Origin of the sequence: Sphingopyxis bauzanensis, assembly GCF_002205675.1 — a bacterium.
GTDB classification, from domain to species: domain Bacteria; phylum Pseudomonadota; class Alphaproteobacteria; order Sphingomonadales; family Sphingomonadaceae; genus Sphingopyxis; species Sphingopyxis bauzanensis.
Genome location: NZ_NISK01000004.1, coordinates 41242 through 67834 on the forward strand (window position 1 = coordinate 41242; position 26593 = coordinate 67834).

Below are 26593 nucleotides of genomic sequence, written 5' to 3' on the forward strand. Positions count from 1 at the left end.
AAGCGGGAGGGGCAGCGAGACTTAGGGGCTTGCTCCTTGGTCGTAGCGGGAGGGTAGCAACACCACCCCCGCCGCAAACCAATCAAATCAAGGCCAACCAAATGACCGAAAAACAAAAACTCATCATCCTCAGCCAGCCGCAGCGCTCGACACTCGAGGGCCTGTCGAACCGCCGCCCGCAACTCCCCACCGACCCGATCCGCGACGAACTCGTCACGCTGGGACTGGTGGTGAAGCAGGGCGCGAAGTGGGCGCTGACGCCGCAGGGCAAGAAGGTGCTGGCGGCGAGCTCAAACCGGCGCAATGCGGGCGGATTTTCGGTTTGATTTAGGTCGTGTTGACAAAAGATTTCAGCAATAGTCGCGTGGCGGCGAGGTTGAGGAAGCTCTCGAACGAGAGCAGGGTTTTGTCCATAGCGGGTTGCAATGCGTCGTTGCTGTTTTAGCTTGCTGAACATGCGCTCGACGCGGTTGCGGACCTTGTAGCGGGGATAGTCGGGATGCTCTGGCACCTTGCGGTTCGAGCGAGGCGGGATGCCCCGGACCAGGAGACTTTCCCGGAAGCGATCACCATCATAGCCCTTGTCCGCGAGCAGCGCCTTGAGTGTGGCGACGGGGATCGCCATCAGCGGTTCGGCAGTGGTGTAATCGGAGGCCTCGCCGCCGGTCAAAACGCTCGTCTGGTTCGAACTCGCCGGGACGATGCACGCCGCGATCACGCGCGAGAAACAGATCAAGAACTGGCAGCGCAAGTGAAAGATCGAGTTGATCGAGGCGGTTAACCCCGAATGGCGCTTTTTTGCCGAGGAACTGGGGTTGCCGCCGCCAGGCGGGCGACGGCCGCGACCGCGCAACTCCCCCTCCTTCGTCATGCCGGACTTGATCCGGCTTCCATTCCGGCAGCGGCGGCATCGACCCCGGATCAAGGCGGACGAGCCGCGAGTCTCCTCCGCGGGTGACGACCAAAGCGTGGCCAAACGACCATCCCCCCCCATCCGAACCATCCCCGCAGGGCGCTGATTATTAACGACATTGACGGCTCGCGCATTTCCTGTTCTTCACCGTGAACGGCGCGCAGGGGGCGTGCCGATTTGGGGGTATAATCATGAAATCGAAATTGCTCGCGGGCGCCGTTGCGCTCGCGCTCGTCACGCCTGCCTTCGCTCCGGTCGCGGCGCAGGACGCGCCCGCTGTGCCCGCATCGGTCGATGCCGCGCCGGTGCTGGTCGCTGTCCCCGTCGCGGCGCCGACCGCGAATCCGGCGCGCATGCTGCCCGCCAACACCGAAATACTGCTGAGCATGAATGAGGAACTGTCAACCAAGCGCAACCAGGAAGGCGACACCTTTCACATGTCGGTCGTCCACAATGTCGTCCAGGACGGCTTCATCGTGATTCCAAAGGGCACGCGCGCGACCGGCGAGATCACCTGGCGCACCGGCAAAGGCGCGTTCGGCAAGTCGGGCAAGATGGACATCGAGCTGCGCTATGTCGAAATCGGCAATAACCGCGTGCCGCTGACCGGCACCTTCCGTCAGGAGGGCGAAGGCAATACCGTCGCGACCATTGGCGGCGTCATCCTCGCGGGGGTATTCGCGGCGTTCATCACCGGCAAATCGGGCCGGATTCCGGCGGGCCGCGAACTCAGCGTCCGCACCAAGGAAGCGCTGGCCTTTGCGGTGCCGGCAGGCACCCCGACCGCGGCGCCCGCGCCGATGGCGGTCGCCGTCGAAACCGCGCCGGTGGCCGCAACCCCCGCCGCCGCGCCTTTACCCGCGCCCGTCGCGGATCCGGCGAAAAGTCCCGCCCCGGCGCCCGTGACCGCGAACTGATGGTCCGGCGGGTTCCGGCGCTGCCGCCGGGACCCGCCATCGGCCTCGCTGCATCACCGACGAGCCGGAACGGCGCCTGCCGCGTGGAATCCTATTTCGCACGCGCCACCCCAGAACCCCTTTCCTACTATTCTCTACCATGCCGCGCTCGCGGTCTGGCTCTTTTACTCGTCATAACCTGCTGTTCCCCTGCGCGCCAGCATCGCGCCCGCGTGCGACCTTTGCGATGTTTCATGCCCCCGCCGCGCTGGGTAACCTTGGCGATCTTGGCCCGTGCCTAGCCGCCAACTCCTTGTTTCCGGGGTCGATGCGGTGGCAAGTTTGAAACCTTCCGTCGCCACGACGTCCCGTCGGCAACCGGTGGCCGTAATTCGGGCGCGTTGGGCTGAGCTTTCCTGAACTTTGGCGCCACAGATTCCGCCGCGCACCGGCTAATACAGCGCCGACCCGCTCGGAAACCCGCGCACTCCCGCGACCGCGAACATCACCCCGTCGCGCACCGCCTCGGGCGGGTCGGCGAGCAGCGCCAGCTTGACCAGCTCGCGCGTCACTTCGCTGTCGTCGTCGACGACCAGCCGCAGCGATTCGATGCCGATTTCGTTGCGCGAAACCACGACATCGCGGATCAGGCTCAGCGGCCAGCTATCCGCGCTGCCGCGGTACAACCGCGAACCGTCGTGAAAAATATAGGCGTCGCGCTGGCGCCACAGCCGGTGAAAATGCGTCAGTCCCAGCGCCGCCGCCACGATCAGCGCGGTCACCAGCAGGTTGCCGAACAATATGCTGCCGACGATTTCCAGCGCGCTGCTGCCGCGTGCCTGCCGCGCCAGCAGCCCGGTCAGCGTCAGCGCGCACAGCAATTGCCCGGCCGCCAGTGGCTTCGCCTGCAACCGCCCGATCACGACTATCCTGTGGTCCCACTGCGCCATCGCCGAGCCTATAGGCACAGCGGCGGCGCGGCGCCAGTCGCTATGGCGCTGCCCCTTATCGGCAGCGCGGGTGGGTGCCGATGTCGCGGATGTCGTAAAAGCGCCCGTCGGCGACCGTCATCTGCACGCACTGGCGGCTCGCGCGGCGGTTCCACACGCTGTACGCGGTGTTGCCCGATTTGAAGCTGTCGACATTGCTGAACCCGCGGTCACGCATCGCGCTGTCGGCGCTCGACGCGCGCGCGCCGTTCAGGTCCATAAATTGCCCGACCTCGGCATAACCGCCGCCGCCATAATGATGGCCCAGGTTCGAACTGCGCTCGTTCACCCCCGCCTGATAACCGCTCGAATAGGCGTCGGACCGGCCATAATTGTGATAGGGCGCGTGATACAGGCCGTCGCGGTATCCGCGGTCGAAATCGCTGGCCCCCTGCTGGTCATATTCCTTGTCCTTGTGATGCTTCTTGCTTGCCAGCGCCGCAATCAGCGCGATCCCCGCAACCGCCGCAACCGCGGCCCCGGCATTGTCCTCGCTACCACCCTGGTTGCAATCGGACTTCGACGCGGTCTCGACCGACTGGTACCGGCCGTCCCACGTGACGATATGCACGCATTGCTTGTTGTCGCGGTTCCACCAATAACTATGCTTGCGGTCACCATCATGGTGGGTTTCGATATGCGTGTAGCCGCGCATCTCCAGCTGCGTCTCGCCGCCGGCGCCGCGCGCGCCGACCAGGTCCTGCAATCCCGGCACCTGCTTCGCCAGCACCGGTGTCGCCAGCATCGACGCCGCCACCAGCGCCGCGACAGAATTCATCGAAAAACTCTTCATTCGCTTTCCCCTAATGCATTGCCACATGGGGGATGGCGCGGCGCTTTTGGCCTGTCGCACAGCCCGAACGACCCGATCGGGGACGCCGTCCGGTGCCGGCCCGATTGCAGCATGCTTGTAGCGCAATTCGCGGGGGGAGTCTTTGAACTTGCACAAAATCCCCGCGCGCTTGTCGGGCCTATTCGCGGTCGGTGCCCGGAAAATCGGAGCTCGCGGTGACCGACACCGTACCGCCCTCGGCAGACGGGATCACGGTGCGGCCGAACCACACGTAGCGCGCGGTCGGGCGGGTCAGGTCGTGGTCGTACCGCGCCTTGGCCGCCGCCGTATCATAGCCCATCCACCCCAAAGTTGCCGGAAAGATCTGGCTGACCGAATGGCCGGAGCGGGGGCTGGCGGTATAGCGCGCCGCCTGTCGTTCGGGAAGGAACGCCAGCAGCGGAACGCGAAATTCGTCGGCCACCCCTTCGCGGCTGCAATGCGGCAGCGCGCCGGGGGTCAGGTTCTGGCCATGGTCGGATGTATAGACGATTGCAACCGCTTCGCGGTCGATGCCTGACAGCAAGCGATTGAAAAACCGCGCTTTCGACCAGCGCAGCGCGGTGCCATATTGCAGCGAGACCGGGCTGTCGGCGGGGATCGCACCTTTCGGATAATGGTCGCGATACTGGAAGTGGACGCCGCGCAGGACGGCATAGGTAAAGCTTTCGCCGCCGCCTTTCATCTGGGCGTTCAGCGCGTCGGCAATCTTCAGGTCGGTGTCGATGCCACCGACCATCGGGCGATATTCGTCGATCATGGCACGTTCGGGTGCCAGCAACAGGTTCTGCGGCGCGCCGGCGGTCTGTCCGTCGATCAGCATGGTGCGATAGCCGGCGCGCTTCGCATAGCCCCAGATTGACGGCGTTCGCCTTAAATCAGTGTCTTTTCTAACATTTAGGACATCGACCCCGGATCGGAGCGCCACCTGCGCCGGTGCGCTGCAATGCCCCATCGCCGCCGCAATCCCAAAGTCGCTGTGCGGCACGTTCGCCAACGTCGGCGCAATCAGACGACGAAAGGGCGCCTCCGCCACACTCTCGTCGATCACCCAGACAATATGCCGCGGTACTTCGGCCCGTGAATATGGGGTCAGCGGCGGCGCGGCGCGCGGCGGCGGCGGCGGCGCGCTGACAAGATCCCAGCCGAGGCCATAGAGGCTCCGCTCCGTCCCCTCGGGCCAGACTTCGGCATGGCGATAGATCAGGCTAGGCGCGACCAGCATCGCAAGGCTGACAGCGGCAATTCCCCGGCTCCACGGAATCGCGACCACGCTTCGCGCCACCCGGCGCGCACCGACAAACAGGGCCAGCGACGCCGCCACCTGTGCACCGACAAACAGAAACTCACCGCCGAACTCGCCTGCCGCATTGCCAAACTGGCGTACCTCAGCGAGCATCCACGCCAGCGTCCCGCCGCTTAGCAGCTCGGGAATGATCTGGGTGTAACCGATATTGATCAGGATCGAGAGCGCCGCGAGTAGCAGCAGTAATACGACCCAGCGGCGCGAGAACAACAGCAGCGCCACGAGAAATGCGCTCGCTTGCAACGCTAGGAAGCTCAGCGCGATAATCGCGCTCCGGGGATCACCTGCCGCCAGTCGATAGGCGACGTCATGGGTCAGCTGGAACCGGTTTGCGATGGCATAGCCGACTGCGAAAAGCAGCACCGACACCGCCAACCGCGCGAACCGCCTGCGCAGCGCTCTATCCCCTCGCTCCAAACTCATCGCGCGACCAATATGCCTCGCGTCTTGAAAAATCGCAAACGGCCCCGTCGCTGCCAAAGCGCTACACGAAAATGGCCCGCTCCGACGGACGCCGAGAGCGGGCCAGTTTCGGTCCCGGTGCGCGCTATCGCGCTACCGATGCCGGATGATCTTGCGGGCTATTCCGCCTCTTCGAACAGGTCGACCGCGGTCGCGCCGGTCGCCGAAAGACGGATCGTGTCGCCTTCGACGGTCGCGACGAGGCCGGCGGGCAGATAGCGGTGCTTGCCGTCGACGCTGTCGCTCTTCGCCATCTTGATGCGCTCGCCCTCGAGATGATCGACCGTACCGACATGGACGCCGTCAGCCCCAATGATCTTCATATGTTCCTTGATCGCGCTATGGTCATGCTCAGCCATCGTCATTCTCCTTGCTGCTTTGCGGGGCAACCCGCGAAGTACGGGACTTATACGCCCGGTGGCGGCATTCGATCCAGTCCCACCGACGAGCCGCCCTAATGCATCGGTTGCTTCCCAACCACCCCGCCGCGCTCTACCTTACCCCGATGCGTATCCTGCTCTTGTTCGCCGCAGCGGCACTGGTCGCCGCGCCGCTTCCCGCCATCGCCTGTTCAGTCGTGCCCGGCTACCGCGTGCCGACGAATGTGGAGCTAGTGGAAAGCGCCGACCTGATCCTGCTCGCAACCGTTGCGGACGGCGATGCTGCGCCCGATGCAATTCCCGAACAGCGAATCGCAGTGCAACCCGTTGCGGCGATAAAGGGCGATTTGCCATCCGGCCCGTTCGCGATGCCGGGATGGATCGCCAGCCGCGACGAAGCGCTGCTCAGCAATCCCTACGAGCTGAAGGACGCGCATCCGCAAAGCCTGGCGGGCGCATGCTATCGTCTCGGCTTCCCACGCGGCTCGCGCGTCCTGTTCTTCCTGAAATGGGAGGGCGATCACTGGCGCGCCGCCGGCGGGCCGTTCAGCCGCTGGGCCGAAGATGTGCTGACCGACAACGCACCGTGGCTACAAGTCGTCCGCCTCTATGGCGAAGCCGCAGCGCTGCCGCCCGGCGAACGCACTGCCTATCTGACCGCCCGACGCGACAAATATGCTGCCGAACTCGACAATCCCGTGGCGCAGCTGCTGGCCGCTGACATCGCCCGCCAACTCACCGGTCCGAACGCGCTGCTGCGTGAAGACTTGCCGTCGGCCCCGGACGAACCCACGGACCATTAGGCGCGCGCTGGCCTCGCCAATCAGGCCGCCGCGGCGAGCACCTTGTTCTCGATGATGCGTATAAACACCTCGGGATCCTGCGCACCGGGGATCAGCATCCGGCCGTCCAGGATGAAGGCCGGGACGCCGGTGATATTCCGGTCCGCCCAATAGGTCTCCTCGGTGCGGACCATCTCGCCGAACTCGCCCGATGCCAGGATCGCCTCGGCGCGGGCGCGGTCTAGGCCGACCGAGGCTGCGACGTCTGCTAGCACGACATGATCACTGACATCGCGATTGTCGGTGAAATGCGCTGCAAATAGCGCCAGCTTCAGCGCGGTCTGCACGCCGATCGCTGCCGCCTGCTCGGGCTCTTCCAGCGCACCCGCCCACGTCAGCAGGCGGTGTGCGTCGAAACTGTTGCGCATCCGGAAATCGGGGCCGCGGTTAAACACAAAGCCGAGGTTTGCGGCGACGCCCGCCATCTTACCACTATTCGCGCGGCTCTGTTCGGCGGTGATACCATATTTACGCATTACATGCTCTGCGGCATCTTCGCCTTCCGGCGGCATATCGGGATTGAGCTCGAACGGGTGCCACTGGACGCGGAAATTCAATCGACCTTCAAAATGCGCCAGTACGGCCTGAAATTTCAGCCAGCCGATGATGCACCAGGGGCACATGACGTCAGACACGATGTCGACGCTTAAGCGCGGAATGTTCGGTTCGGTCAACGAAAGTCTCCTGCCCGTCACGCCCCGTCGGGTAACCGGCGATCCTTGCCCGTGCGCCGGTCGTCCTTGCGACGCTCCGGACCCTTGTAACCGGGATCATCAGTGACACGCCGATCCGTGGACCGTCTGTCCGACCGTGCCCGCTTGTCGTCGTCCGCTGCCATGCGCTCCCCTCCACCATTAAAGGAAAAAGAAGCGACCCGGCACACATGTGCTCACAGAAAAGCGAAAAATACAATAACTGCCCCGTTTGAGGCGCGGCCGGTGCACTTCAGCTTGGTATATCGTCGGGATTACCCGGGTTGTTCGCGGCGCTCACCGTTTCCCCCGGGCGCGACAAGGCCCACCAACTGGCCAGCATCAGCACTACCGTCAAAGCCTCGACAATCATGCCTTGTATAATGCCCCAATTGGTCGGATCGCCCATCGCCGCGCCGATCAGACGGCCAACGAGCGCCGTTCCGAACAGCGCTGCGGGCACAAGCAACGCGCGCACCCAGCCGGGAACCAGCGCCCCCAACACCGCGGCACCCGACGCAACGATGAAAAAGGCTGACAGATCAGCCCGCAGCGTGTTGATCGCGACCCCGGTGATGGAGAAATTGAAGGTCTCGGAATAGCTCGCCGGATCAATGACTCCCCGCAAACCAACGATCGCAAAAAAAGCGGCCCACAGAAGCACCGCGCCGCGCCATATCCAGTTGGTCATCATTGCCTCCCCGTTGTTGTCGTCCAAGCTGAACCAACAGGCGGGAATGTCAATGGTTGCATCGGCTTATCCGGCGCCGGCAGCAAATGTCTCTTCGATCCAGCCGCCACCCAGCACACGGCTTTCATCCACCGCATCGTAAAGCACCGCCGCCTGCCCCGGCGCGACGCCATATTCGGCATTGTTAAAGATCAGCCGGTCGTCCGAAACGCGCGCTGACACCGGCCGCGCCATGCTGCGCACCTTAGCGAGCACCTCGCGGCTCTCGACCGAGGCCAGCCAGTTCGCTTCGCCCAGCCGTGCGCCCGCCACTGCCAGCGCGCGCCGCGGCCCGACGATCACCTGTTTTGCCGGTGCGTCGAGGCGCACGACATACAGCGGTTCGGCCTGACCGCCGATCTCGATCCCGCGCCGCTGGCCGACGGTATAATGGATCAATCCCTTGTGCGCGCCAAGCACGGTCCCGTCGACATGGACAATCTCACCCTGATCGTCGGCCTCGGGACGCAGTTTGCGCACCAGTGTCGCGTAATCGCCGTCCGGGACGAAGCAGATGTCCTGGCTGTCGGGCTTCGTAGCAACACCTAGCCCCAGTTCGCGCGCGATCTCGCGCACGACGCTCTTCTCCATGCCGCCTAGCGGGAAACGCAGGAAGTCGAGCTGATCTTGCGTGGTCGCAAACAGGAAATAGCTCTGATCGCGCGCCGGATCGACCGCGCGGTGGAGTTCGGCACCGTTCGGTCCCATCATGCGACGGACATAGTGGCCGGTCGCAAGGCAGTCGGCTCCAAGCTCTTTGGCCAGCGCAAACAGGTCGGTAAACTTCACCCCCATGTTGCAGCGCACGCACGGGATCGGCGTCCTCCCGTTCAGATATTCGTCGGCGAACTGGTCGATCACCGTGTCGCGAAACCGGCTTTCATGGTCATAGACATGATGCGCAAACCCCAGCCGGTCGGCGACCGCGCGCGCGTCCTTGATGTCTTGCCCCGCGCAGCAGGCGCCAACGCGCTTTGCCTTCGCGCCATGGTCGTAAAGTTGCAGTGTCACGCCAATGACTTCGGCGCCCGATCGCGCGGCGAGCGCGGCGACGACGCTCGAGTCGACTCCGCCCGACATCGCGACCACGATTCGCCGATCTTTCATCGGCATCGCCAGCTGGAAGTCGGCCTGGGCAAGCCCGGCAGGAGAAATAATCGTCGCCATGATGCGCGCCATCTAGGGACGAGACGCCAAAAATGCCAGCTTTTCCGCCATCACTGTCAAGATATTGACGCGGGTTAAGCTTCGCTAACAAGGCATGAAATAGGCATTTACGTGACCTTAGGCGGTCGGCGCTAGACCAGCCTCATGAACATCGCCCCGTCCGAATTTCCGCGCCTTGCCGGTGCGGCCAGGCTGTCGAAGCCCGGCTTTGACATCATTCTGGCCGTGTCCAGCGCGCGGCAGGCGGCGCAGCCGACCGTCCGCCTGTTGCAAGCGGACGCGACTCGCCAGGCGCACGCCGCAACCCTTAACGCGCTACGGCAAATGCTTGGAGGATCGCGCCGTCCGACGGAGCAAGATGCGCCGCATATCGTTCGCTTCTTCGATCTGTCGGACGGTGTGAACGCCTTGCCGAAAACTATGAACAGCCTGTTTACCAGAGGATTTCAGCCGATGTTGAGTCCCTCTGATTTAGAGACAATTGCGTCGGACCACCCCCCCCCCGACGTAGAAACCATGGAATGAATATGATCGAGAATCAGAAAATCCGGCCCGCTCAGGTCATCGGTCCGCTCGGCGAACCCCTGACGATCGATTCGTTGCCGCCACCGTCGACAACGCGCTGGGTCGTGCGCCGCAAGGCAGAGGTTGTCGCGGCGGTCAATGGCGGCTTGCTCAGCGTGGACGAAGCGTGCGAACGCTACAGCCTGACGCTCGAGGAATTTGCCAGCTGGCAGCGTTCGATTGATCGCAGCGGCATGCCCGGGCTGCGCGTTACGCGTATCCAGCACTATCGTGACCTTTACGAGCGCCAACAGCGCTTCTGACCGCGATTGCGCGAAGATCAAACGAAAGAGGGCGCTTCGGCGTCCTCTTTTTTTTGCGCGCAATAAGCGCAGTCAGCGCGCGAACACCCAAAATTCCAACCCATTTCCGCAATTTGACGTTTTCGTTGCAACCCTATTGTTCACCCCGCGTTAAGCCCCGGAGTCAACTTTGGGAGTCACTCAATATGCGTAAGATGTTCATTACCCTCGCCGCCACTTCGGCCCTCGCGCTCGGCGCTTGCCAGAGCCCCGCCGCCGACAAGGTCGAAGATCAGGCCGAAGCTCAGGCTGACGCGATCGACGAGCAGGCCGACGCCATGCCCGAAGGTCCGGCCAAGGAAGCCATGGAAAACAAGGCTGACGTCGTCGAAGAAATGGGCGAAGAGAAGGCTAACGCCATGGACGATAATGGCGAGATCGCTCCGTCGGAAACCGGCGTCGGCGACACGCAAAAATAATACTGCCGTCCCTAAACAGGCAGGGTGAAGGGCGCTGGAACCTGGTTCCGGCGCCCTTTGTCGTGTGCTCCAGTTTTTTCAGCGTTTCGTGCCACATGTGACGCCCGTCACCACTTTGTAATCCTATCGCCGCTATGGGGCGGTGTGGACGGAGCGTTTTGGCGTTCTTGCACCACGGCCTACCGGCGCCGGTAGCGACCCCCGGCGGCGGGAGGGACTAGGCTGAACCTGCTGCATCGCCGTCGAGTGCGCGCAGGACATCCTGCACCCCGGGCGCTTCGGTATCGGCGCGGAGAGCTGCCAGCCCTGCCGCCACGTCGAGCCGATATTCGGCCACCCCGGCCGACTCTCCGGTCCATTCGGCATTAAGCGATTTGATCAGTCGTTTCGCGGCGGCATTTTCCGACAATATGTGTACGTCAAGCACCGCCAACCCCTCCGACAGACAGTGGACGAGCAACGCCGCAGTCATCATCCGCGCCAGCCCTTGCCCCTGAAATTCATCGACCACTGCGACCGAAAACTCGCCCGCGCGGCCGCCGTCGTCATAACGCACCGCATGGACCGCGCCGATCGCCGGTTGCCCTTCGCACTCGGTGCAGATGGCGCCCCACGCGATATGGTCGTGGCCGTCGACATCGACCAGCCGCTCGATCACCGCGTCGGGCAATACTGCCACCGGCGAGAAAAAGCGCAGATAGCGCGACTCTGCGGACAATTGCGCGATCCCTTCGCGAAGCAACTGCTCGTCGTCGGGCGTGATCGTGCGCAGGCATATGATCGTGCCGTCGTTCAGCGCGCTATGCACTGCGATGTCCGCGATCGCCTTTGCTCGCCGTGGCGCCTTTCCGTCCGTCGCGGTCATCGCAGCCTCCCAATCGGGATATGATAAGCACCGTACGCCCGGCTGGCAAATCCCGTCCGGTGCGGATCGTTATCGAGATGCAGGCGCGGCGACCGATCGCCCCAGCGCTGTCAGGATCGCGCCGCGCTGCTTCGCCCAGCTGGCGCTGTCGGGCGCGATCAGTTCGACATGGCCCTCACCTCGGGTCACCTCCATCGGCACCGTCACGCCGCGTTTGGCCATCGCGGCACTGTAGGCGGCACCGGTTGCAGGCGGAGTCACATGGTCGCGGTCGTTGTTGAACTGGACCTCGCGGGAGGTGCCGAGCGGCATTTCGGGGGGCGAGGTGCGGGCATAGTCGCCGCGCGCCATTGCGGCGGGGGCGTCGGCGCCGCAGGCATGGCCGACACTTGCTGCGCCCGCGCGCAGGTCGGGCAAGCCGCCCTGGCTGATCGCGAGATCAACGTGGATCGGATCAGCTCCTCGCAGCGCATCGTCCGCGGCCAGCGCGGGGCGCCGCGCCAGCCAAAACGCCAGATGTCCGCCCGCGCTATGGCCGATCGCGATCCGGATACCGCTGGTGTCGAAGCCGTGCTTTGAGCCCTCGGTAACGAACAGGTCGGCGGCGCGGGCGACATCTTCATAGGTTCCCGGCAACCCGCCGCCGCGGTCGGCGCCGCGATATTCGATGTTCCACACGCCGACTCCGTGCGCGCGCAGGTCGTCCGCGATCCAGTTCATGATGTCGCGCTCGGCGACGGCGGTCTGCCAGCAGCCGCCGTGGATCATGATTACTGCGGGGTACGGTCCCCTCCCCTTTGGCACCCACACATCGACGATCTGCAACGCGTCCTCGCCATAGCGGACGGTCGCATCGGCGATGGGTTTGGCGCGGGTCAGCAGATCGGGCCAGCTCATGATCGGCTTGTCGTTCACCGCCCGTTCTCCATTCACCGGTCCGGTAGTTGCCGCGGCGCAGGCGGCCAGGAGCAGCGCCAACCCGACAACCGCACTTTTGCCAAGCCCGATCAGGTGTCGTCGCCCATCCGCAGCGCAGCGATGAATGCTTCCTGCGGGATGTTCACATTACCATATTCGCGCATCCGTTTTTTGCCCTCTTTCTGCTTTTCGAGAAGCTTTTTCTTGCGGGTCGCGTCGCCGCCATAACATTTGGCGGTCACATCCTTGCGCAGCGCGGCGATGGTTTCGCGGGCGATTACCTTGCCGCCGATCGCGGCCTGGATCGGGATCTTGAACATGTGGCGCGGGATCAGGTCTTTGAGCCGCTCGCACATGCCGCGGCCGCGGGTTTCGGCGGTGCCGCGATGGACGATCATCGACAGCGCGTCGACCGGCTCGTTGTTGACGAGGATGCTCATCTTGACGAGGTCGCCGGGGCGGTGACCGATCTGGTGATAGTCGAACGACGCATAACCGCGGCTGATGCTTTTCAGCCGGTCGTAGAAATCGAACACGACTTCGTTGAGCGGCAGTTCATAGGTGATCTGCGCGCGGCCGCCGACATAGGTCAGGTTCTTCTGCACCCCCCGGCGGTCCTGGCACAGCTTCAGGATCGAACCGAGATATTCGTCGGGGACATAAATCACCGCCTCGATCCACGGCTCCTCGATCTCGTCGATGCGGTTCGGGTCGGGCATGTCGGCAGGGTTGTGGAGCTCGATTTCCTTTGCCGCCTCATTCTTCGTGTGGCCGAGCTTCAACTTGTACACCACCGACGGCGCGGTAGTGATCAGGTCGAGGTCATATTCGCGGGTCAGCCGCTCCTGGATGATCTCGAGGTGGAGCAGGCCGAGGAAGCCGCAGCGGAAGCCGAAGCCGAGCGCCGCGCTGCTCTCCATCTCGAAGCTGAACGACGCGTCGTTGAGGCGCAGCTTCTGGATGCTCTCGCGCAGTTTCTCGAAGTCGTTCGCGTCGGTCGGGAACATGCCACAGAACACGACCGGCTGGACTTCCTTGAATCCCGGCAGCGCAGCCGCCGCGGGGCGCTTGGCGTCGGTCACGGTGTCGCCGACGCGCGCCTGAGCGACGTCCTTGATCTGCGCAGTGATGAAGCCAATTTCGCCGGGGCCAAGCTCGGCAAGCTGCTCGATCTTGGGCGTGAAACAGCCGACGCGGTCGATCAGGTGGGTGGTACCCGCCTGCATGAACTTGATCTGCTGGCCTTTTTTCAACACCCCGTCGATGACGCGGATCAGGATGACGACGCCGAGATAGGGGTCATACCAGCTGTCGACGAGCATCGCGGTCAGCGGCGCATTGGCGTCGCCCTTGGGCGGCGGGATGCGCGTGACGATCGCCTCGAGCGCTTCCTCGATCCCGATCCCCGATTTCGCCGAGGCGAGCACGGCGTTGTCGGCAGGTAGCCCGATGATATCCTCGATCTCGGCTTTCACCTTGTCGACGTCGGCGGCGGGCAGGTCGATCTTGTTGATCACCGGGACGATTTCATGGTCGTGCTCGATCGACTGATAGACGTTGGCCAGCGTCTGCGCCTCGACACCCTGCGCCGCGTCGACGACCAGCAACGCGCCCTCGCACGCCGCCAAGGACCGCGACACTTCATAGGCGAAGTCGACATGGCCCGGGGTGTCCATCAGGTTGAGCTCATAGGTCTCGCCATCATGCGCTTTATATTTCAGGCGCACCGTCTGCGCCTTGATGGTGATCCCGCGCTCTTTTTCGATGTCCATATTGTCGAGCACCTGCGCCGACATTTCGCGCGCGGTCAGCCCGCCGGTGAACTGGATCAACCGGTCGGCGAGCGTCGATTTGCCATGATCGATATGCGCGATGATGGAGAAGTTACGGATGTGGGACATGGGCGTGGTCATGCGGGCGCGTTAGCAGGGGAAATGCGCGCTGTCAGCAGGGAGCGGACCGGTCGGCAGGGGCGCGCGCGGAAGTTGTCAAACTTGTCGCCGCATCGCCCCCGGAAACAAGGGGTTAGCGGCCGGTCATGGGCCGAGATCGCCAAGGTCGCCCAGCGCGGCGATGGCGTGCGCGCGGATGGGTGCGCCAAGGCCCGTCCGTCAGCGCTTCGCGCTTCCACCTCCCCATCGCTACGCGACAGTGAGGATCAGTTCGCCTCCGCCAGCAACGCCTGCGCTTCCTTACCCTGCCAGTCGATCGCGCCGATGACACGCCACAGCTCGCGCCCCTCGGCGTCGTAAAAGATGCTTGTCGGCAACGCGCTGTTCGCGGCATCGAGCAAGCCGTTTTCGGGATCGAGATAGGGTTGCAATGCCTTCAACCCCGCCTTTTGAAACCACGGATCGACCACCTCGGCGCCCTGCAAATCCTGCGCCACTGCGATCACCGTCATCGCCTCGCCGCTCTTGGCCGCCAATGCATCGAGCGTCGGCATCTCCGCGACACACGGCGCGCACCAGGTCGCCCACAGATTGACCAGCAGCGGACGCCCGCGAAATGCCGCCAGCGTCACCGCCGCGTCGTCGGGGCCGGTGAAGGCCGCGGTCGGCGCCGCTTCGCCATTGTGGCTGCGGTCGATCATATATTCGAACTGGCCGACGCCCTCCGCTTGGCCCGCCGAAATATTTGCTTGGCCGTCTGCGGGTTGCCCGCCGCCCGCCTTTTCCCTATCGCAGCCCGCGATTGATCCGGCCAGCAGGACGGCGAGGATCGCTAGATACGGGTTTGGGACGCGGCGAATGACGGATACTCCGGACAAGAGCAGCATGTGGGGTGGCCGTTTCGGTGGCGGTCCCGCCGCGATCATGCAAGAGATTAATGCCTCGATCCCGATCGACAAGCGCCTGTGGGAAGAAGATATCGCCGCCAGCCGCGCGCATGCCGCGATGCTCGGCGCCGCCGGAATCATCGGCGCCGACGATGCGGTCCAGATCGATCGCGGCCTCGCCCAGATCGCCGAAGAATTCGCCGCGAACGGCGTCCCCGTCGACCTCGCGCTCGAAGACATCCACATGACCGTCGAATCGCGGCTGAAAGAGATCGTCGGCGAAGCCGCGGGACGCCTCCACACCGCGCGCTCGCGCAACGACCAGGTCGCAACCGACTTCCGCCTGTGGACGCGCACCGCGTGCGAGCGCATCGACGTCGGGCTCGCCGCGATGCAGGCCGCGCTGCTCGCGCGCGCCGACGAACATGCGGACAGCATCATGCCCGGCTTCACACACCTGCAAGTCGCGCAGCCGGTGACGCTCGGCCATCATCTGCTCGCCTATGTCGAAATGCTCGGCCGCGACCGCAGTCGCTTTGCCGATGCGCGCCGCCGCCTCAACGAATCGCCGCTCGGCGCCGCCGCGCTCGCGGGGACCGGCTTTCCGATCGACCGCGCCGCGACTGCCGCCGCTTTGGGTTTCGACCGCCCGATGGCGAACAGCATCGACGCCGTGTCCGACCGCGATTTCGCGCTCGAATTTTGTGCCTCCGCCTCGATCGCTGCGATCCACCTGTCGCGCCTCGCCGAAGAAATCGTCATCTGGGCCAGCCAGCCCTTCGGTTTCATCAGCCTGCCCGACGCCTGGTCGACCGGCAGCTCGATCATGCCGCAAAAGCGCAACCCCGACGCCGCCGAACTGGTGCGGGGGCGTGCGGGGCTGTTGCTCGGCGCCTTTCAACGGCTCGCGGTGATCGTCAAAGGTCTTCCGCTGACCTATTCGAAGGATCTGCAGGACGACAAGGAAACCGTGTTCGGCGCCTTCGACGCGCTGGCGCTGTCGCTCGCCGCGATGACCGGCATGGTCGAAACGCTGGCCTTCCGCACCGACCGCATGCGCGCGCTCGCCGCGTCGGGCTATTCGACCGCGACCGACCTCGCCGACTGGCTGGTGCGCGAAAACGGGCTGCCGTTCCGCGAGGCACACCATGTCGTCGGCGCCTGCGTAAAGCGCGCCGAGGAATTGGGCGTCGAGCTGTCGGCATTGCCTGCCGCCGATGCCACCGCAATCCACCCCGCGGTAACATCCGAGGTGCTCGCGGCGCTGACCGTCGAGGCATCGGTCGCCAGTCGCACCAGCTATGGCGGCACTGCCCCCGAACGGGTAAGGCAGGCGATCGCTGCGGCCCGCGCCGCGCTGGAAGGAACGAATTGATGGCGACCAAGCGCCTCATCATAACAACGCTCGTTGCTACCGCGCTGCTTGGCGCGTGTGGTAGCAAGGAAGATCTGAAGCCGGTGGCAGGTCAGCCCGCCGCGGTCGTTCCCGTCGGCGCGCCCCGCGCCCCGACTACAGAGGAGCTTACGACGCCCGACGCGCAGGCCCGGCCCGCGCGCAGCGACGACCTTCTCAAACGGTCCGAACAACGCGAACCCGATGATTTCGACTTGCCGCCTCCGGGCTGAGCTTCAGGACTAAAATAATGGATCAATTTGCACTTCGTGACGGCGTCCTTCACGCCGAAGACATTCCGCTGCCCCGTATCGCCGAAGAAGTCGGCACCCCCGTCTATGTCTATTCGCGCGCGATGCTCGAACGCCACGCGCAGGAATTTCGTGACGGGTTGAAGGACGTGCCGCGCAAGCACCTTGCCTTTGCGATCAAGAGCAACCCCAACCTCGGCGTGCTGCGTGTGCTGGCGCGGCAGGGCTATGGCGCCGACGTCGTGTCGGGCGGCGAGCTCGAACGCGCGCTCGCGGCGGGCATGGCGCCCGAGGACATCGTCTTCTCGGGCGTCGGCAAGACCCGCGCCGAGCTGGCGCAGGGGCTTGACCGCGGCATCGGTCAGTTCAACATCGAACATGAACCCGAAGGCATCGCGCTCGCCGAAATCGCGCTGGCGAAGGAAATGACCGCGCGCGCGGTGCTGCGCGTCAATCCCGACGTCGACGCGGGCACCCACGCCAAGATTTCGACCGGCAAGGCCGACAACAAGTTCGGCGTCGGCATCGACGTCGCGCCGGCGATGTTCGACCGTCTCGCCGCGCTCCCCGGGCTCCAGATGCGCGGCATTGCAGTGCATATCGGCAGCCAGCTGACCAGCCTCGACCCGCTCGAATCTGCGTTCACCCGCGTCGGCCGCCTCGTCGCTGATCTCCGCGCTGGGGGGCACAACATCACCCATGTCGATCTCGGCGGCGGTCTTGGCGTGTCGTACAAGCCCGGCGACAATCCGCCCAGCATGGCCGACTATGGCGCCATGGTCGCGCGCGTAACGAAGGATTGGGACGTCACGCTGATGTTCGAACCCGGCCGCGTCATCGCGGGTAACACCGGGGTGCTGCTGACCGAAGTGTTGTGGGTCAAGCCCGGCGCGACCAACCCGTTCGTCATCGTCGATGCCGCGATGAACGACCTCGCACGCCCGGCGCTGTACGACGCTTACCACGACTTCGTTGCGGTCCAGCCGAGCGGCGAAAAGATGACCGCGTCGATTGTCGGCCCAGTGTGTGAAACCGGCGACACCTTCGCGCGCGACCGCGTCACCGACAAGGTCGAGGCCGGCGACCTCGCAGTGTTCCGCACCGCGGGCGCCTATGGTGCGACGATGGCCTCGACCTACAACAGCCGCAGCCTGGTGCCCGAGGTGCTCGTCGACGGCGATCGCTACATCAAAGTCGCCGACCGCATCGCCGCCAGCACGATCATGGCTGCCGAACGCGTGCCGGACTGGATCGACTAGACCCTCCCCGCAAGCGGGGAGGATTTTAGCCGCATTTCTGCTAGGATCTTCCCATGCACCAACTCCCCATCTTCCTGAACCTCACCGGCCGCACCGTCGTGCTGGTCGGGGAAGGGGAGGCTGCCGAGGCCAAGGCCCGCCTGATCGGGCGCGCAGGCGGACGGATCGTCCAGGCATGGGAACAAGGCGCTACCATCGCCTTCGTCGCGCTCGACGATGAGGCAGAAGCGCGCACCGCCGCCACCGGCCTCCGCGCCCGCGGCCTGCTCGTCAACGTCGTCGACCGCCCTGACCTCTGCGATTTCACCACCCCCGCGATCGTCGACCGAGCCCCCGTCACTATCGCCATCGGCACCGGCGGCGCGTCGGCGGGGCTGGCGAAAGCCGTCCGCCAACGCATCGAGGCGCTGCTCCCTGCCCGCCTCGGCGCGCTGGCGTCGGCGCTCTACACCACGCGCGACGCGATGAAGGCGCGCTGGCCCACCCCCGCCGACCGCCGCCGCGCCATCGACACTGCGCTGGCTCCGGGCGGAGCGCTCGACCCGCTCGATGGCGCAGCGGCGGACAAGGTCGATGCCTGGCTGGCGAGCGAAGTCGCCAGCCAACCGCCGCGCCTCGAAACAATCCGCCTGACCAGCCCCGACCCCGACGACCTAACCCTCCGCGCCGCGCGCCTGCTGGGCGAGGCCGACCATATATTCCACCCCGCCGACGTTGCGCCCGCAATCATCGCCCGCGCTCGCGCCGATGCCGTGCGGCATGTCGCGGATGCGACGCCGCAGGAGGCTCCGGCAGGTTTGTCGCTGTGGCTGGAAATGCCGGACGACTGCTAGCGACCGGAAGTGGATGTTCCTCCCTATGGTGTAGCCATGGGGAGGTGGCAGCGCGAAGCGCTGACGGACGGGCTTTGGTGCCTGCGTTTCTGCCCTTCCACCCCTCACTTCGCGAGCGGCCCCCTCCCCTTCGCTCCGCGACAGGGAGGCTCGGCTTCGTCGGCTCCACACCCCCGCACTCTCGCCCCCTAAGGCGCAATCGCCAACCCATCCCCCTGCTTCCCCGCAGCGATCCGGCGCAGCACAGTGCCGCTCGCAACCTCGATCTCCGCGACCTTGTCCACCCCTGTTTCCGCCGCATAGAGCCGCTTCGAATCGGGGCTGAACAGCAAGGTCACCTGCCGCGCCGCGCCGCCCTCCGACACCTGGATCTTCCGCACCGGTGTGCGGGTTTCGGCGTCGAACAGGCTGATCGTTCCCGCGCCGATATTGCTCGTCGCGATCAGTCTGCCGTCGGGGCTCGCCAGCACGCGGATCGCGACCGGATCGACCGGCTGCTCGGCCACCTTACCGCCCGTCGCCACATCCCACACCGACACACGCGCCGCCGCCAGGTCGCCGACCCAAAGCTCGCGCCCGCCCTTCGCTAGCGCCAGCCCTTCGGGCCGCCCGCCGACCGCAAGATCGCCCAGCTTCGTCCCCGCGTTCAGGTCCAGCACGCTGACCGTCCCCGACCCGATATTGGCGACATAGGCAGTGCGGTTGTCAGGTGCGACGACGACCATGTGCGATCCCTGCTGCCCCGTCGCGATCGACGTCACCGTGCCATCGGGGGCGACCACCGCGACCGACTGGCTGCCCTCGGTCGTCGCGACCAGCCTCCCGTCGGCCAGCCACAACAGCCCGTGCGGCCGCTGGTTCGGGCTGAGGTCGATCGTCTTGACCTTCGTCCGCGCCGCGACATCGAACACGTCTATCGTCGTCCCGCCATAAGCGACCACCGCCGCCTGCTGGCCGTCGGGCGACACCGCGATCTCGTGCGGCATCTTGCCCGTCGGCAATCGCGCCAGCTCCTCGCCCGACGCCAGCGCGACCAAACTCAACGTATCCTCGCCCTTGTTGCCGATCAGCAGCGTTTCGGCGGCGGCGGGCGCGGACGGCAGCTGGGCGAGGGCGGCGACCAGCGCGGTGGTAAGCGTGCGGCGCATAGAAATCTCCCGATTCGATCCCCGCCATCCTATGCCGCGCCGCCGCCGGGGCAAGCCGCGTACGACCAGCGACATCGCGGTAAGTTAACTGACACACCGCGTCCCGCCGCCTAGCCTCGATCCCCGGCGGCTGGCCCCCGAAAACCTGTCGGTCAGCCTGAACATCATGGACGAGGGCGAGCATGTCCCCTGGCGCGCCAGTATAGTCGTCGCCCTGGGCCGGGAAGCGGGCGAGCCCGCGGACAAGGCCCCCGCCATCGCCCGCCGCCCGACGCTGACCAGCGGCGAACTGCTCCTCCGCTGCGCCGTCCACCTGAGCGCCGAGGCGCACGACATCGCCGACCATGTCGCGCAGACGCACCCCGTCCCCCGCGTCCGCGCGGGCGCCATTGCCGCGCTGGCGGCGGTGAGGAAGGGCGCTGGCCGGCCGCGGTGCTGGAGCGGGGGATGCGGGATCGCGATGCGCGGGTCCGGGACGTTTGCGCGCGGTGGCTGGCAACCTGATCCTCCCTGTCGTCGCGCGACAGGGAGGATTGATCAGCCCGGATGCGCTTCGTCGCCGACCGCCGAGCGGAGCAGGCCGCGAAACACGTCCTGCGCGCTGCGTTTGCCCTGTGTCACGTCGAAGACGTCGCGCGCGATCGGCATGGCGAGATCATAGCGTTCGGCGAGCGCGATGACGGTCGGCGCGCTCTTTACCCCCTCGGCCACCATGTTCATGCCCGCGATGATCTCGTCGATTGGGCGGCCCTTGCCGAGTTCGACCCCGACGTGGCGATTGCGGCTCAAGGGGCTGGTGCAGGTCGCGATCAGGTCGCCCATGCCGGTGAGGCCCGAAAAGGTTTCGGGGCGGCCGCCCATCGCGACGCCGAGCCGGGTGATTTCGGCGAGGCCGCGCGTCATCAGCGCCGAGCGGGTGTTGTCCCCTGCCCCCAGCCCGTCGCCCATGCCGACGGCGATCGCGATGATATTCTTGAGCACCCCGCCGAGTTCGCAGCCGAGCAGGTCGGTGTTGGTATAGACGCGGAACAGCCCCGAATGGAACACCGGCTGGAGCGCGCGGACGACGATCTCATCCTCCATCGACAGCACGCTGGCCGCCGCCTGCCCGGTCATGATTTCGCGCGCGAGATTGGGGCCGGTGAGGACGCCGACGGGGTGGCCGGGGAGCACCTCCTCGATCAGTTCGGTCATGCGTTTGCCCGAGGAAAGTTCGAGGCCTTTGGTCAGACTGATGACGGGTACCCAGGGGCGGAGGTGCTGGCGTGCCTCCTCGAGTACGCTGCGAAAGCTGTGCGAGGGGACGCCCATGATCAGGACGTCGGCACCGGCAACGACTTCGGCCATGTCGCCGGTCGCACGCAGCGTCGTCGGCAGCTTGATGCCGGGCAGATAATTGCGGTTCTCGTTGTCGCGGTTGATGCCCTCGACCGTCTCGGCATCGCGCGCCCACAGGGTGATCGGCGCATTGCGCGACACCACCGCCGCGACCGTCGTCCCCCAGCTGCCCCCACCGAGCAGGCCGACCTTCAGGCGCATATCTCTCTCCCCTGTTTTTTGGGCAGAGTGGCGGGGGAATGGCGGGTTGGCAAGGTGCTCATCCTCCCTGTCGCGCAGCGATGGGGAGGTGGCAGCGCGAAGCGCTGACGGAGGGGCTTTGGGGCGAGGTCGCGGCCCCTCCACCACTTGCTTCGCAAGCGGTCCCCCTCCCCATGGCTTCGCACAGGGAGGATTAGTGTTTGGCAATAAAACCCTTCATCACCGCAGCGGTCGCCTTGGGATCCTCGATCATCGGGACATGGCCGACATGTTCGAAAATATGGCTCTGGCTGCCCGCGATGCCCGCTTCGAGCACCGGCACACAGCTGACGTCAAGCAGGCGGTCGTGGCGTCCCCAGATGATCAGCGTCGGCGCCTTGACCTCGCCCAGCCGGTCATTGAGCGGATGGTCGCGGCCTTCGTTCGCGATGACCCAGAAAATGCTGTCGAGCTGGTCGCGATATTTGAGCGCGTCGGCGTAGAGCACGGGTTTGAGGCGCGCCGGGATATAGGGCGGTTTGTGGACAACCATGCCGACCAGCCGGTCAGCGTCCTCCAGCCCCGCAAGGACGAGCGGGTTATAATCCTCGTTCGCCGCCTGTTTCTGCAGATCGCTTTCGTTGGCGCCGTTGACTCCGGCGTTGTTGAGCAGGATTAGGCTGGCGAGCGCGCCCGGATAGTCGATCGCGTAACGCAGCGCGATCCAGCCGCCCATGCTGTTGCCACCGACATGCGGGCGGTCAAGACCGAGGGTATCGGCGAATTGCTTGAGCCGCGCGGTCTGCGCGCCAAGGTCATAGGCGAGGTCGGGGTTGCGCTCATTCTCGCCGAAGCCCGGCAGGTCGGGAGCGATGAAATGATAGTCGCGCGTCAGGTACGGCGCGATCATCGACCAATTATCCTTGTCGCCGGCAAAGCCATGGACGAGCAGCAGCAAGGGTTTCGCGGGGTCGCCGCCCTCCAGATACGGCCAGTTGCGGCCATCGACGGTGACGCTTTTCTGTACCATCCGCCCACGCTGGCGCAGCAACGCGCGACCGAGCGCGACGAGGCGGCCAGGGAAGATGAAATACATCAGCGCCAGCGCGATGAGCGGAGCGAAGAGGAGGATGAGGAGGATTTTCATGGTCTGGTCCTTTGGCCCCTCCCCTTCAGGGGCGGGGTTATTCTGCTTTCGACACGTGTGCGTCGAACCAGCCGATCAAATCGTCCAGCACCGCATCGCGTTCCGGCTCATTGTAGATTTCGTGGAACAGGCCGGGATAGATTTTGAGCGTCTTGTCGGCTGAGGCGACATGGTCGAACAGATATTGCGAACCCGCCACCGACGCGAGGCTGTCATCCGAACCATGCTGGAACAGGATCGGTAGCGTGATGCGGGGGGCGCCCGCCTGCGCCGCGGCCATGGCGTCCATGAACTCTTTGCCCAGCCGCGCGCCGATCTTGCCGGTGTAAACGAGCGGGTCGGCGAGATAGGCCGCGACCACCGCGGGATCGCGGCTGACGCCATTGGCGTCGAGCGACAGCACGCCGAGGCGCGGGAAGAAGCGCGACAGGAAGTGGCTGATCCAGACGGTGAAGCGTGACGGCGGCGCAGCGGGGACGATCGCGGGGCCGGAGAGCGCGGCGGCGGCGAACGCCTGCTGGCGCTCGATCAGAAACAAAGTCGAAATCAATCCGCCCATGCTGTGGCCGAGCAGCAGGCGCGGGGTGGTGCCATGATTGACCTCTACCAGGGTCAGCAGTTCGGCCATGCCGTCAGTAAAGGCCGAAAAGCGCGGCACGAACCCGCCCTCGCCGTCTGACAGCCCATGCCCCCAATGGTCGATCGCATAAACCGCGTAACCGGCGTCGATCAGCCGCTTGGCGACATGGCCGTAGCGCCCGGCATGTTCGGCATAGCCGTGCGCGAGCAGCACCACGGCCTTGGGCAGGCCTTCGGGCAGCCAATGGGTGACGTGGAGTGTTGCCCCGGCGCCCGCGGATTCGGCGGGCAGCTGGATCGTACCCACCGCCATATTAGCGAACCGCCTTCTTCAGCGCCGCGGTGCTGCGGTGGCCGGGGCCGTCGTCGCCGGCGCGGTCGATCCTGGCCAATATGCCTTCGAGCGCACGGCTGATCGCGGTCTGGGTGCGGACCATTTCGACCTTGGGCCAGGCGGTGCGCTCGCCGGTATCGATCAGCTCGTCGATATCCTCCTGCCCGAGATCGCTCAGGATCTTCGCGGGCGACCAGAATTTGGGCGGGCGGATGATGTTGATGTCGCCGGTATATTCCTGGTTGATCACCGAGCGCGCCATATTGGCGAGGCTGTTCAAGGGCGGCACCCATTCGAGCGGTTTCTGGAAGATGATCATATTGGCGTTGAGCCATGCCTTGAAGGTCGCCATCGACGCGTGCTGAATCGCCTCGATTGGCGCCATCTGCTTGCGCGTGTCGGTCGCGAAGGGCAGCGCGATCGGGTTCGCCTGGCTGACGATGTGGTGGTTGACTCCGTACAGGCGTTCGAGCCGCTTGGTCGGGATGTCGTGCGTCACCGATCCATCAACCCAGCGCCGGTCGGGCTGGTACGGGATGCGGTTGCCCGCATCGTCGCGCGCCATCAGCATCACCGGCGGGAAGACGCCGGGCACCGCGCACGATGCGAGCACGGCTTCGCGGATCAGCACATTCGGCGCGGTGATCGCGTTGAGCAGGCGGCCGTTCTGATGCTTTTCGGCGGGGGCGACTGAGACGTTGAGGTGGCGGCCGCTGATCTCGAACGCTTCCTGAAAGGTCAGGTCGGGGATCAGATCGGCGAGGCGGTCGCGCACTTCGTCGGATGCGAGGCGCTTCTGTTTGGGGTCGCGCGCGGGATTGGCGAGGCGCTCGCTTTCAAGCAACGCGCCGATCTCGCTGTCCTTGCGGGTGCAGACGACCGCGGCGACGATCGATCCGCCGCTGGCGCCCGACATGATCGCGGGCAACACGCCTTCGGACCAGAGCGCCTTGACCACGCCGATGTGGAAGAAGAGGAAGCTGCCCGATCCCGAGAGCAGCAGCGCCGAGCGGCCGTAGCAATGCTGGGCGCGGCGGAAGAAGTCGCGCTTTTCTTCGCGCGGAATGCTGCGCGCGGCGGCGATCTTGTCGAGCGAGGCGACAACCTCGGCGACATAATTCTCGATCAGCGCCTTCGTGCCGAAGCGCGCCTTTTGATAGAGGCGTTCGTGGCCCATGCCGTCGATATTGCCGTGGATGCCTTCGTTGAGGACGAAGAGCAACCCCTTGACGTCACCCGCCGCCGACAGCTTGCGCAGCCGTTCAAGCCGGGCGCGGATCGCCTTGTAATCGAAATGCTTGCTTTCGTCGGCGTCGCGCCACGTTTGCAGCCCCGATTTCTTGTCATGCTCGCGCGCGGCCTTGGCCCAGGCGATGTAGTCGGGCGCGGTCACGAGATCGCGGTCGGCGCTGAGCGTCGGGGTGAAAAGCATTCAATATTCCTGCAAGACATGGTTATTTTTTCGGAGTCTTGCGGGTTGCGTTGCCTTTGGCAACCGGTTTCGCCCGCGGTGTGGCGGCAGGTTTCGGGACGGCTTTTGCTGTCACCTTCGGTTTTGACGTTGCTTTGGCCGCCGGTTTCGGCGTTGCCGTAGCGGCTTTGGGCTTTTCGCCTTTCGGCACCGCCGCCATCAAATCGGCGAAACTTTCCTCGATACATTCGCGGAAAAAGGCGATGTCGGGCATGATTGCACGCTCGCAGATGATCGAAAAGGCGATGCGGCCGTTGTAGCTGGGGGTGGCGACGAACAGCCCCATATTGTTCGCGAGCGGCGCCATGCCGTGCTGCATGACGAGCTGTGCGCCCGCAAGGTACAGCGGCACCTGCGCGCCGGGGACGTTCGAGATGAACAGGTTGGTGCCGCGCACTGCAAAGCGTTCGCTGGTGACGAGCCGCGCCACCGCGGCCATCGTCGCGCCCGGAATATGCTGCGACAGGTCGGTCATGATCCGCGCGCTGACGCCTGCTTTGGCTTCCTTCGCCTCGACCGTATAGTCGCGGATCGCGGCGAGGCGCGTGAGCGGATCGACGATGTCGCTGCGCACGGGGACGCTCATTGCCGAGACCTGATTGCCGGGCGTCGAGGCCTTGCCCGCTCCCTTGTCCTTGCCGCGCAGGTTGATCGGGGCGACCGCGACCAGGCTGTCCTTGGGCAATTCCTTGTGCTTCGCCAGATATTTGCGCAGCGCACCGCCGACCGTCGTCAGCACGACGTCGTTGACCGTCGCGCCCGGCACCTTCTTGCGAACCAAGGCAACGTCGGACAGCGCGACCGAGGTGCCGTCGAACATCTTGTGCGGGCCGACCGGGACGTTGAAGCGTGTCTCGGGTACCCCCGCGGTCATCCCGCCCTCGGCCATCGCCTTGCGCGCCGACGAGATGATCGCGGGCGACATTTTCATCAGCGCGTTCATGAACTTGACCGGCGATTGCAGCGACGCCGACCAGGCGCGGGACAGCGTTTCGGCGCTCGACGGCGGATCGCCCAGATCCTCGACCGGCGGCGGTTCGGCGATGGCGGGGGTGCCGTTGGCATCGATATCGCTCATCGCGATGAAGGCGTGCGCGCCCGACGCGCCATCGACCGCGGCGTGGTGGACGCGGTGGAGCATCGCGAAACTGCCCTTCGGAATGCCCGGGATGCGGTCGAGCCCTTCGATGATATAGATGTCCCACAACGGGCGGTTCATATCCATCGGTTTGGAGAAATAGCGCGCCACCGCGATGCAGAATTGCCGCCAGTCGCCGGGTTCGGGAAGCCGCGCATGGCTCATATGCGCCTCGACATCGAAATGCTCGTCCTCGACCCAATAGGGATGGTCCATGTCGAACGGCAGGCGGTGGAGGCGGCGCTTGAACAAGGGCGAGGTGTGGACGCGGCTTTCGACGTGGCGGATGATGTCCTTGAAGCGCACGAAGCCGCCCGGCGCGGTCGAGGGGTCGTAGATATAGACGCCCATGATGTGGGTCAGGTTGTTCGCGGTCTGGGTGTAAAGGAACTGGGCGTCCTGCGCGCTGAGCTGTTTGAGCATGTTAGATTCCTTTACAGACCTCGTCATTGCGAACGAAGCGAAG

General features: G+C 65.1%; 27 protein-coding genes and 1 pseudogene. 10 read left to right on the forward strand and 18 right to left on the reverse strand.

From position 1 onward, the window contains the following. The first annotated feature begins 101 nt into the window (after positions 1-101). A complete protein-coding gene (locus CDQ92_RS21985) occupies positions 102-326 on the forward strand; it encodes a hypothetical protein (RefSeq protein WP_088442384.1) in 225 nt (74 codons plus the stop codon). A gap of 1 nt (position 327) precedes the next feature. On the opposite strand, the pseudogene CDQ92_RS21990 reads toward CDQ92_RS21985, so the two are convergent. Continuing rightward, a pseudogene (locus tag CDQ92_RS21990) lies at positions 328-670 on the reverse strand (transposase); the annotation flags it as partial. A gap of 434 nt (positions 671-1104) precedes the next feature. Here CDQ92_RS21990 and CDQ92_RS15600 point away from each other — a divergent pair. Continuing rightward, entirely contained in the window at positions 1105-1830 is a 726-nt protein-coding gene (locus CDQ92_RS15600) for a hypothetical protein (protein WP_088442386.1), read from the forward strand. Between the two features lie 431 nt (positions 1831-2261). Here CDQ92_RS15600 and CDQ92_RS15605 read toward each other — a convergent pair whose 3' ends face one another. From CDQ92_RS15605 to CDQ92_RS15620, 4 genes are all read right to left on the reverse strand, one after another. After that, positions 2262-2759, reverse strand: a complete 498-nt coding sequence (locus tag CDQ92_RS15605) for a hypothetical protein (protein WP_229667447.1) — start codon at positions 2757-2759, stop codon at positions 2262-2264. Positions 2760-2814: 55 nt separating this feature from the next. Further along, positions 2815-3591 carry a hypothetical protein gene (locus CDQ92_RS15610; protein WP_088442388.1) on the reverse strand — a complete coding sequence of 259 codons (777 nt, stop codon included), beginning with the start codon at positions 3589-3591 and terminating at the stop codon, positions 2815-2817. Between the two features lie 178 nt (positions 3592-3769). Next, positions 3770-5299, reverse strand: coding sequence for a sulfatase-like hydrolase/transferase (locus CDQ92_RS15615; protein WP_158213875.1), 1530 nt, complete (start codon positions 5297-5299; stop codon positions 3770-3772). Between the two features lie 218 nt (positions 5300-5517). Further along, on the reverse strand, positions 5518-5757 hold the full coding sequence (locus CDQ92_RS15620) for a DUF2171 domain-containing protein (RefSeq protein WP_088443366.1): 240 nt from the start codon (positions 5755-5757) through the stop codon (positions 5518-5520). Positions 5758-5855: 98 nt separating this feature from the next. On the opposite strand from CDQ92_RS15620, the gene CDQ92_RS15625 reads away from it, so the two are divergent. Further along, complete coding sequence (locus CDQ92_RS15625; RefSeq protein ID WP_088442392.1) at positions 5856-6581, forward strand: hypothetical protein; 726 nt, start codon at positions 5856-5858, stop codon at positions 6579-6581. A gap of 20 nt (positions 6582-6601) precedes the next feature. Here the strand turns inward: CDQ92_RS15625 and CDQ92_RS15630 are convergent, their stop codons facing one another. The 3 genes from CDQ92_RS15630 to mnmA form a co-directional block, all read right to left on the reverse strand. After that, positions 6602-7294, reverse strand: coding sequence for a DsbA family oxidoreductase (locus CDQ92_RS15630; protein WP_229667445.1), 693 nt, complete (start codon positions 7292-7294; stop codon positions 6602-6604). Between the two features lie 271 nt (positions 7295-7565). Continuing rightward, positions 7566-8030 carry a hypothetical protein gene (locus tag CDQ92_RS15635; RefSeq protein ID WP_229667443.1) on the reverse strand — a complete coding sequence of 155 codons (465 nt, stop codon included), beginning with the start codon at positions 8028-8030 and terminating at the stop codon, positions 7566-7568. A 39-nt stretch (positions 8031-8069) separates the two neighbouring features. Further along, the gene (gene mnmA, locus CDQ92_RS15640) at positions 8070-9209 is read right to left on the reverse strand and encodes a tRNA 2-thiouridine(34) synthase MnmA (protein WP_373289655.1); all 1140 of its coding nucleotides are present in this window, start codon (positions 9207-9209) and stop codon (positions 8070-8072) included. A gap of 144 nt (positions 9210-9353) precedes the next feature. Here mnmA and CDQ92_RS15645 point away from each other — a divergent pair, with 144 nt between their 5' ends. The 3 genes from CDQ92_RS15645 (at position 9354) to CDQ92_RS15655 (ending at position 10494) form a co-directional block, all read left to right on the forward strand. Further along, a complete protein-coding gene (locus CDQ92_RS15645; RefSeq protein WP_088442396.1) occupies positions 9354-9734 on the forward strand; it encodes a hypothetical protein in 381 nt (126 codons plus the stop codon). Positions 9735-9736: 2 nt separating this feature from the next. Next, complete coding sequence (gene sciP, locus CDQ92_RS15650; RefSeq protein WP_088442398.1) at positions 9737-10036, forward strand: CtrA inhibitor SciP; 300 nt, start codon at positions 9737-9739, stop codon at positions 10034-10036. A 185-nt stretch (positions 10037-10221) separates the two neighbouring features. After that, complete coding sequence (locus CDQ92_RS15655; protein WP_088442400.1) at positions 10222-10494, forward strand: hypothetical protein; 273 nt, start codon at positions 10222-10224, stop codon at positions 10492-10494. Positions 10495-10711: 217 nt separating this feature from the next. Here the strand turns inward: CDQ92_RS15655 and CDQ92_RS15660 are convergent, their stop codons facing one another. From CDQ92_RS15660 to CDQ92_RS15675, 4 genes are all read right to left on the reverse strand, one after another. Continuing rightward, a complete protein-coding gene (locus CDQ92_RS15660) occupies positions 10712-11359 on the reverse strand; it encodes a GNAT family N-acetyltransferase (RefSeq protein WP_088442402.1) in 648 nt (215 codons plus the stop codon). A 69-nt stretch (positions 11360-11428) separates the two neighbouring features. Further along, the gene (locus tag CDQ92_RS15665) at positions 11429-12337 is read right to left on the reverse strand and encodes an alpha/beta hydrolase family protein (protein WP_229667441.1); all 909 of its coding nucleotides are present in this window, start codon (positions 12335-12337) and stop codon (positions 11429-11431) included. Between the two features lie 29 nt (positions 12338-12366). Next, a complete protein-coding gene (lepA, locus tag CDQ92_RS15670; protein WP_088442404.1) occupies positions 12367-14190 on the reverse strand; it encodes a translation elongation factor 4 in 1824 nt (607 codons plus the stop codon). 245 nt (positions 14191-14435) lie between these two features. Then, positions 14436-15056: a TlpA family protein disulfide reductase gene (locus CDQ92_RS15675; RefSeq protein ID WP_088442406.1), complete on the reverse strand. Its 621-nt coding sequence runs from the start codon at positions 15054-15056 to the stop codon at positions 14436-14438. Here CDQ92_RS15675 and argH point away from each other — a divergent pair. Genes argH through CDQ92_RS15695 form a run of 4 tightly spaced genes read left to right on the forward strand, consistent with a single transcriptional unit; the run spans position 15028 to position 18792 of the window. Then, positions 15028-16431, forward strand: a complete 1404-nt coding sequence (gene argH / locus CDQ92_RS15680) for an argininosuccinate lyase (RefSeq protein ID WP_229667439.1) — start codon at positions 15028-15030, stop codon at positions 16429-16431. The two genes, CDQ92_RS15675 and argH, sit on opposite strands and share 29 nt — an antisense overlap. Next, complete coding sequence (locus CDQ92_RS15685; RefSeq protein WP_088442410.1) at positions 16431-16682, forward strand: hypothetical protein; 252 nt, start codon at positions 16431-16433, stop codon at positions 16680-16682. The genes argH and CDQ92_RS15685 overlap by 1 nt, the downstream gene beginning before the upstream one ends. Positions 16683-16699: 17 nt before the next feature. Continuing rightward, positions 16700-17959, forward strand: a complete 1260-nt coding sequence (lysA, locus tag CDQ92_RS15690; protein WP_088442412.1) for a diaminopimelate decarboxylase — start codon at positions 16700-16702, stop codon at positions 17957-17959. Between the two features lie 53 nt (positions 17960-18012). Further along, on the forward strand, positions 18013-18792 hold the full coding sequence (locus CDQ92_RS15695; protein ID WP_088442414.1) for a precorrin-2 dehydrogenase/sirohydrochlorin ferrochelatase family protein: 780 nt from the start codon (positions 18013-18015) through the stop codon (positions 18790-18792). A 188-nt stretch (positions 18793-18980) separates the two neighbouring features. Here the strand turns inward: CDQ92_RS15695 and CDQ92_RS15700 are convergent, their stop codons facing one another. The 6 genes from CDQ92_RS15700 to CDQ92_RS15725 all read right to left on the reverse strand — a co-directional run bounded on the left by CDQ92_RS15700 (position 18981) and on the right by CDQ92_RS15725 (position 26550). Continuing rightward, complete coding sequence (locus CDQ92_RS15700) at positions 18981-19940, reverse strand: beta-propeller fold lactonase family protein (RefSeq protein WP_088442416.1); 960 nt, start codon at positions 19938-19940, stop codon at positions 18981-18983. A gap of 537 nt (positions 19941-20477) precedes the next feature. Further along, the gene (locus tag CDQ92_RS15705; RefSeq protein WP_088442418.1) at positions 20478-21479 is read right to left on the reverse strand and encodes an NAD(P)H-dependent glycerol-3-phosphate dehydrogenase; all 1002 of its coding nucleotides are present in this window, start codon (positions 21477-21479) and stop codon (positions 20478-20480) included. A 193-nt stretch (positions 21480-21672) separates the two neighbouring features. Then, entirely contained in the window at positions 21673-22605 is a 933-nt protein-coding gene (locus tag CDQ92_RS15710) for an alpha/beta fold hydrolase (protein ID WP_088442420.1), read from the reverse strand. Positions 22606-22642: 37 nt separating this feature from the next. After that, positions 22643-23497 carry an alpha/beta hydrolase gene (locus CDQ92_RS15715; RefSeq protein ID WP_088442422.1) on the reverse strand — a complete coding sequence of 285 codons (855 nt, stop codon included), beginning with the start codon at positions 23495-23497 and terminating at the stop codon, positions 22643-22645. Position 23498: 1 nt separating this feature from the next. Beyond that, positions 23499-24950, reverse strand: a complete 1452-nt coding sequence (locus CDQ92_RS15720) for a DUF3336 domain-containing protein (protein WP_088442424.1) — start codon at positions 24948-24950, stop codon at positions 23499-23501. Positions 24951-24972: 22 nt separating this feature from the next. After that, entirely contained in the window at positions 24973-26550 is a 1578-nt protein-coding gene (locus CDQ92_RS15725) for a wax ester/triacylglycerol synthase family O-acyltransferase (protein WP_088442426.1), read from the reverse strand. Between the last annotated feature and the right edge of the window lie 43 nt (positions 26551-26593).

Bases quoted from the DNA above. Each gene is read 5' to 3' on its own strand.
- CDQ92_RS21985 (WP_088442384.1), top strand. From the start codon at position 102: ATGACCGAAAAACAAAAACTCATCATCCTCAGCCAGCCGCAGCGCTCG.
- CDQ92_RS15600 (WP_088442386.1), top strand. From the start codon at position 1,105: ATGAAATCGAAATTGCTCGCGGGCGCCGTTGCGCTCGCGCTCGTCACG.
- CDQ92_RS15605 (WP_229667447.1), bottom strand. From the start codon at position 2,759: ATGGCGCAGTGGGACCACAGGATAGTCGTGATCGGGCGGTTGCAGGCG.
- CDQ92_RS15610 (WP_088442388.1), bottom strand. From the start codon at position 3,591: ATGAAGAGTTTTTCGATGAATTCTGTCGCGGCGCTGGTGGCGGCGTCG.
- CDQ92_RS15620 (WP_088443366.1), bottom strand. From the start codon at position 5,757: ATGGCTGAGCATGACCATAGCGCGATCAAGGAACATATGAAGATCATT.
- CDQ92_RS15625 (WP_088442392.1), top strand. From the start codon at position 5,856: ATGCATCGGTTGCTTCCCAACCACCCCGCCGCGCTCTACCTTACCCCG.
- mnmA (WP_373289655.1), bottom strand. From the start codon at position 9,209: ATGGCGACGATTATTTCTCCTGCCGGGCTTGCCCAGGCCGACTTCCAG.
- CDQ92_RS15645 (WP_088442396.1), top strand. From the start codon at position 9,354: ATGAACATCGCCCCGTCCGAATTTCCGCGCCTTGCCGGTGCGGCCAGG.
- sciP (WP_088442398.1), top strand. From the start codon at position 9,737: ATGATCGAGAATCAGAAAATCCGGCCCGCTCAGGTCATCGGTCCGCTC.
- CDQ92_RS15655 (WP_088442400.1), top strand. From the start codon at position 10,222: ATGCGTAAGATGTTCATTACCCTCGCCGCCACTTCGGCCCTCGCGCTC.
- CDQ92_RS15660 (WP_088442402.1), bottom strand. From the start codon at position 11,359: ATGACCGCGACGGACGGAAAGGCGCCACGGCGAGCAAAGGCGATCGCG.
- lepA (WP_088442404.1), bottom strand. From the start codon at position 14,190: ATGACCACGCCCATGTCCCACATCCGTAACTTCTCCATCATCGCGCAT.
- argH (WP_229667439.1), top strand. From the start codon at position 15,028: ATGACGGATACTCCGGACAAGAGCAGCATGTGGGGTGGCCGTTTCGGT.
- CDQ92_RS15675 (WP_088442406.1), bottom strand. From the start codon at position 15,056: ATGCTGCTCTTGTCCGGAGTATCCGTCATTCGCCGCGTCCCAAACCCG.
- CDQ92_RS15685 (WP_088442410.1), top strand. From the start codon at position 16,431: ATGGCGACCAAGCGCCTCATCATAACAACGCTCGTTGCTACCGCGCTG.
- lysA (WP_088442412.1), top strand. From the start codon at position 16,700: ATGGATCAATTTGCACTTCGTGACGGCGTCCTTCACGCCGAAGACATT.
- CDQ92_RS15695 (WP_088442414.1), top strand. From the start codon at position 18,013: ATGCACCAACTCCCCATCTTCCTGAACCTCACCGGCCGCACCGTCGTG.
- CDQ92_RS15700 (WP_088442416.1), bottom strand. From the start codon at position 19,940: ATGCGCCGCACGCTTACCACCGCGCTGGTCGCCGCCCTCGCCCAGCTG.
- CDQ92_RS15705 (WP_088442418.1), bottom strand. From the start codon at position 21,479: ATGCGCCTGAAGGTCGGCCTGCTCGGTGGGGGCAGCTGGGGGACGACG.
- CDQ92_RS15710 (WP_088442420.1), bottom strand. From the start codon at position 22,605: ATGAAAATCCTCCTCATCCTCCTCTTCGCTCCGCTCATCGCGCTGGCG.
- CDQ92_RS15715 (WP_088442422.1), bottom strand. From the start codon at position 23,497: ATGGCGGTGGGTACGATCCAGCTGCCCGCCGAATCCGCGGGCGCCGGG.
- CDQ92_RS15720 (WP_088442424.1), bottom strand. From the start codon at position 24,950: ATGCTTTTCACCCCGACGCTCAGCGCCGACCGCGATCTCGTGACCGCG.
- CDQ92_RS15725 (WP_088442426.1), bottom strand. From the start codon at position 26,550: ATGCTCAAACAGCTCAGCGCGCAGGACGCCCAGTTCCTTTACACCCAG.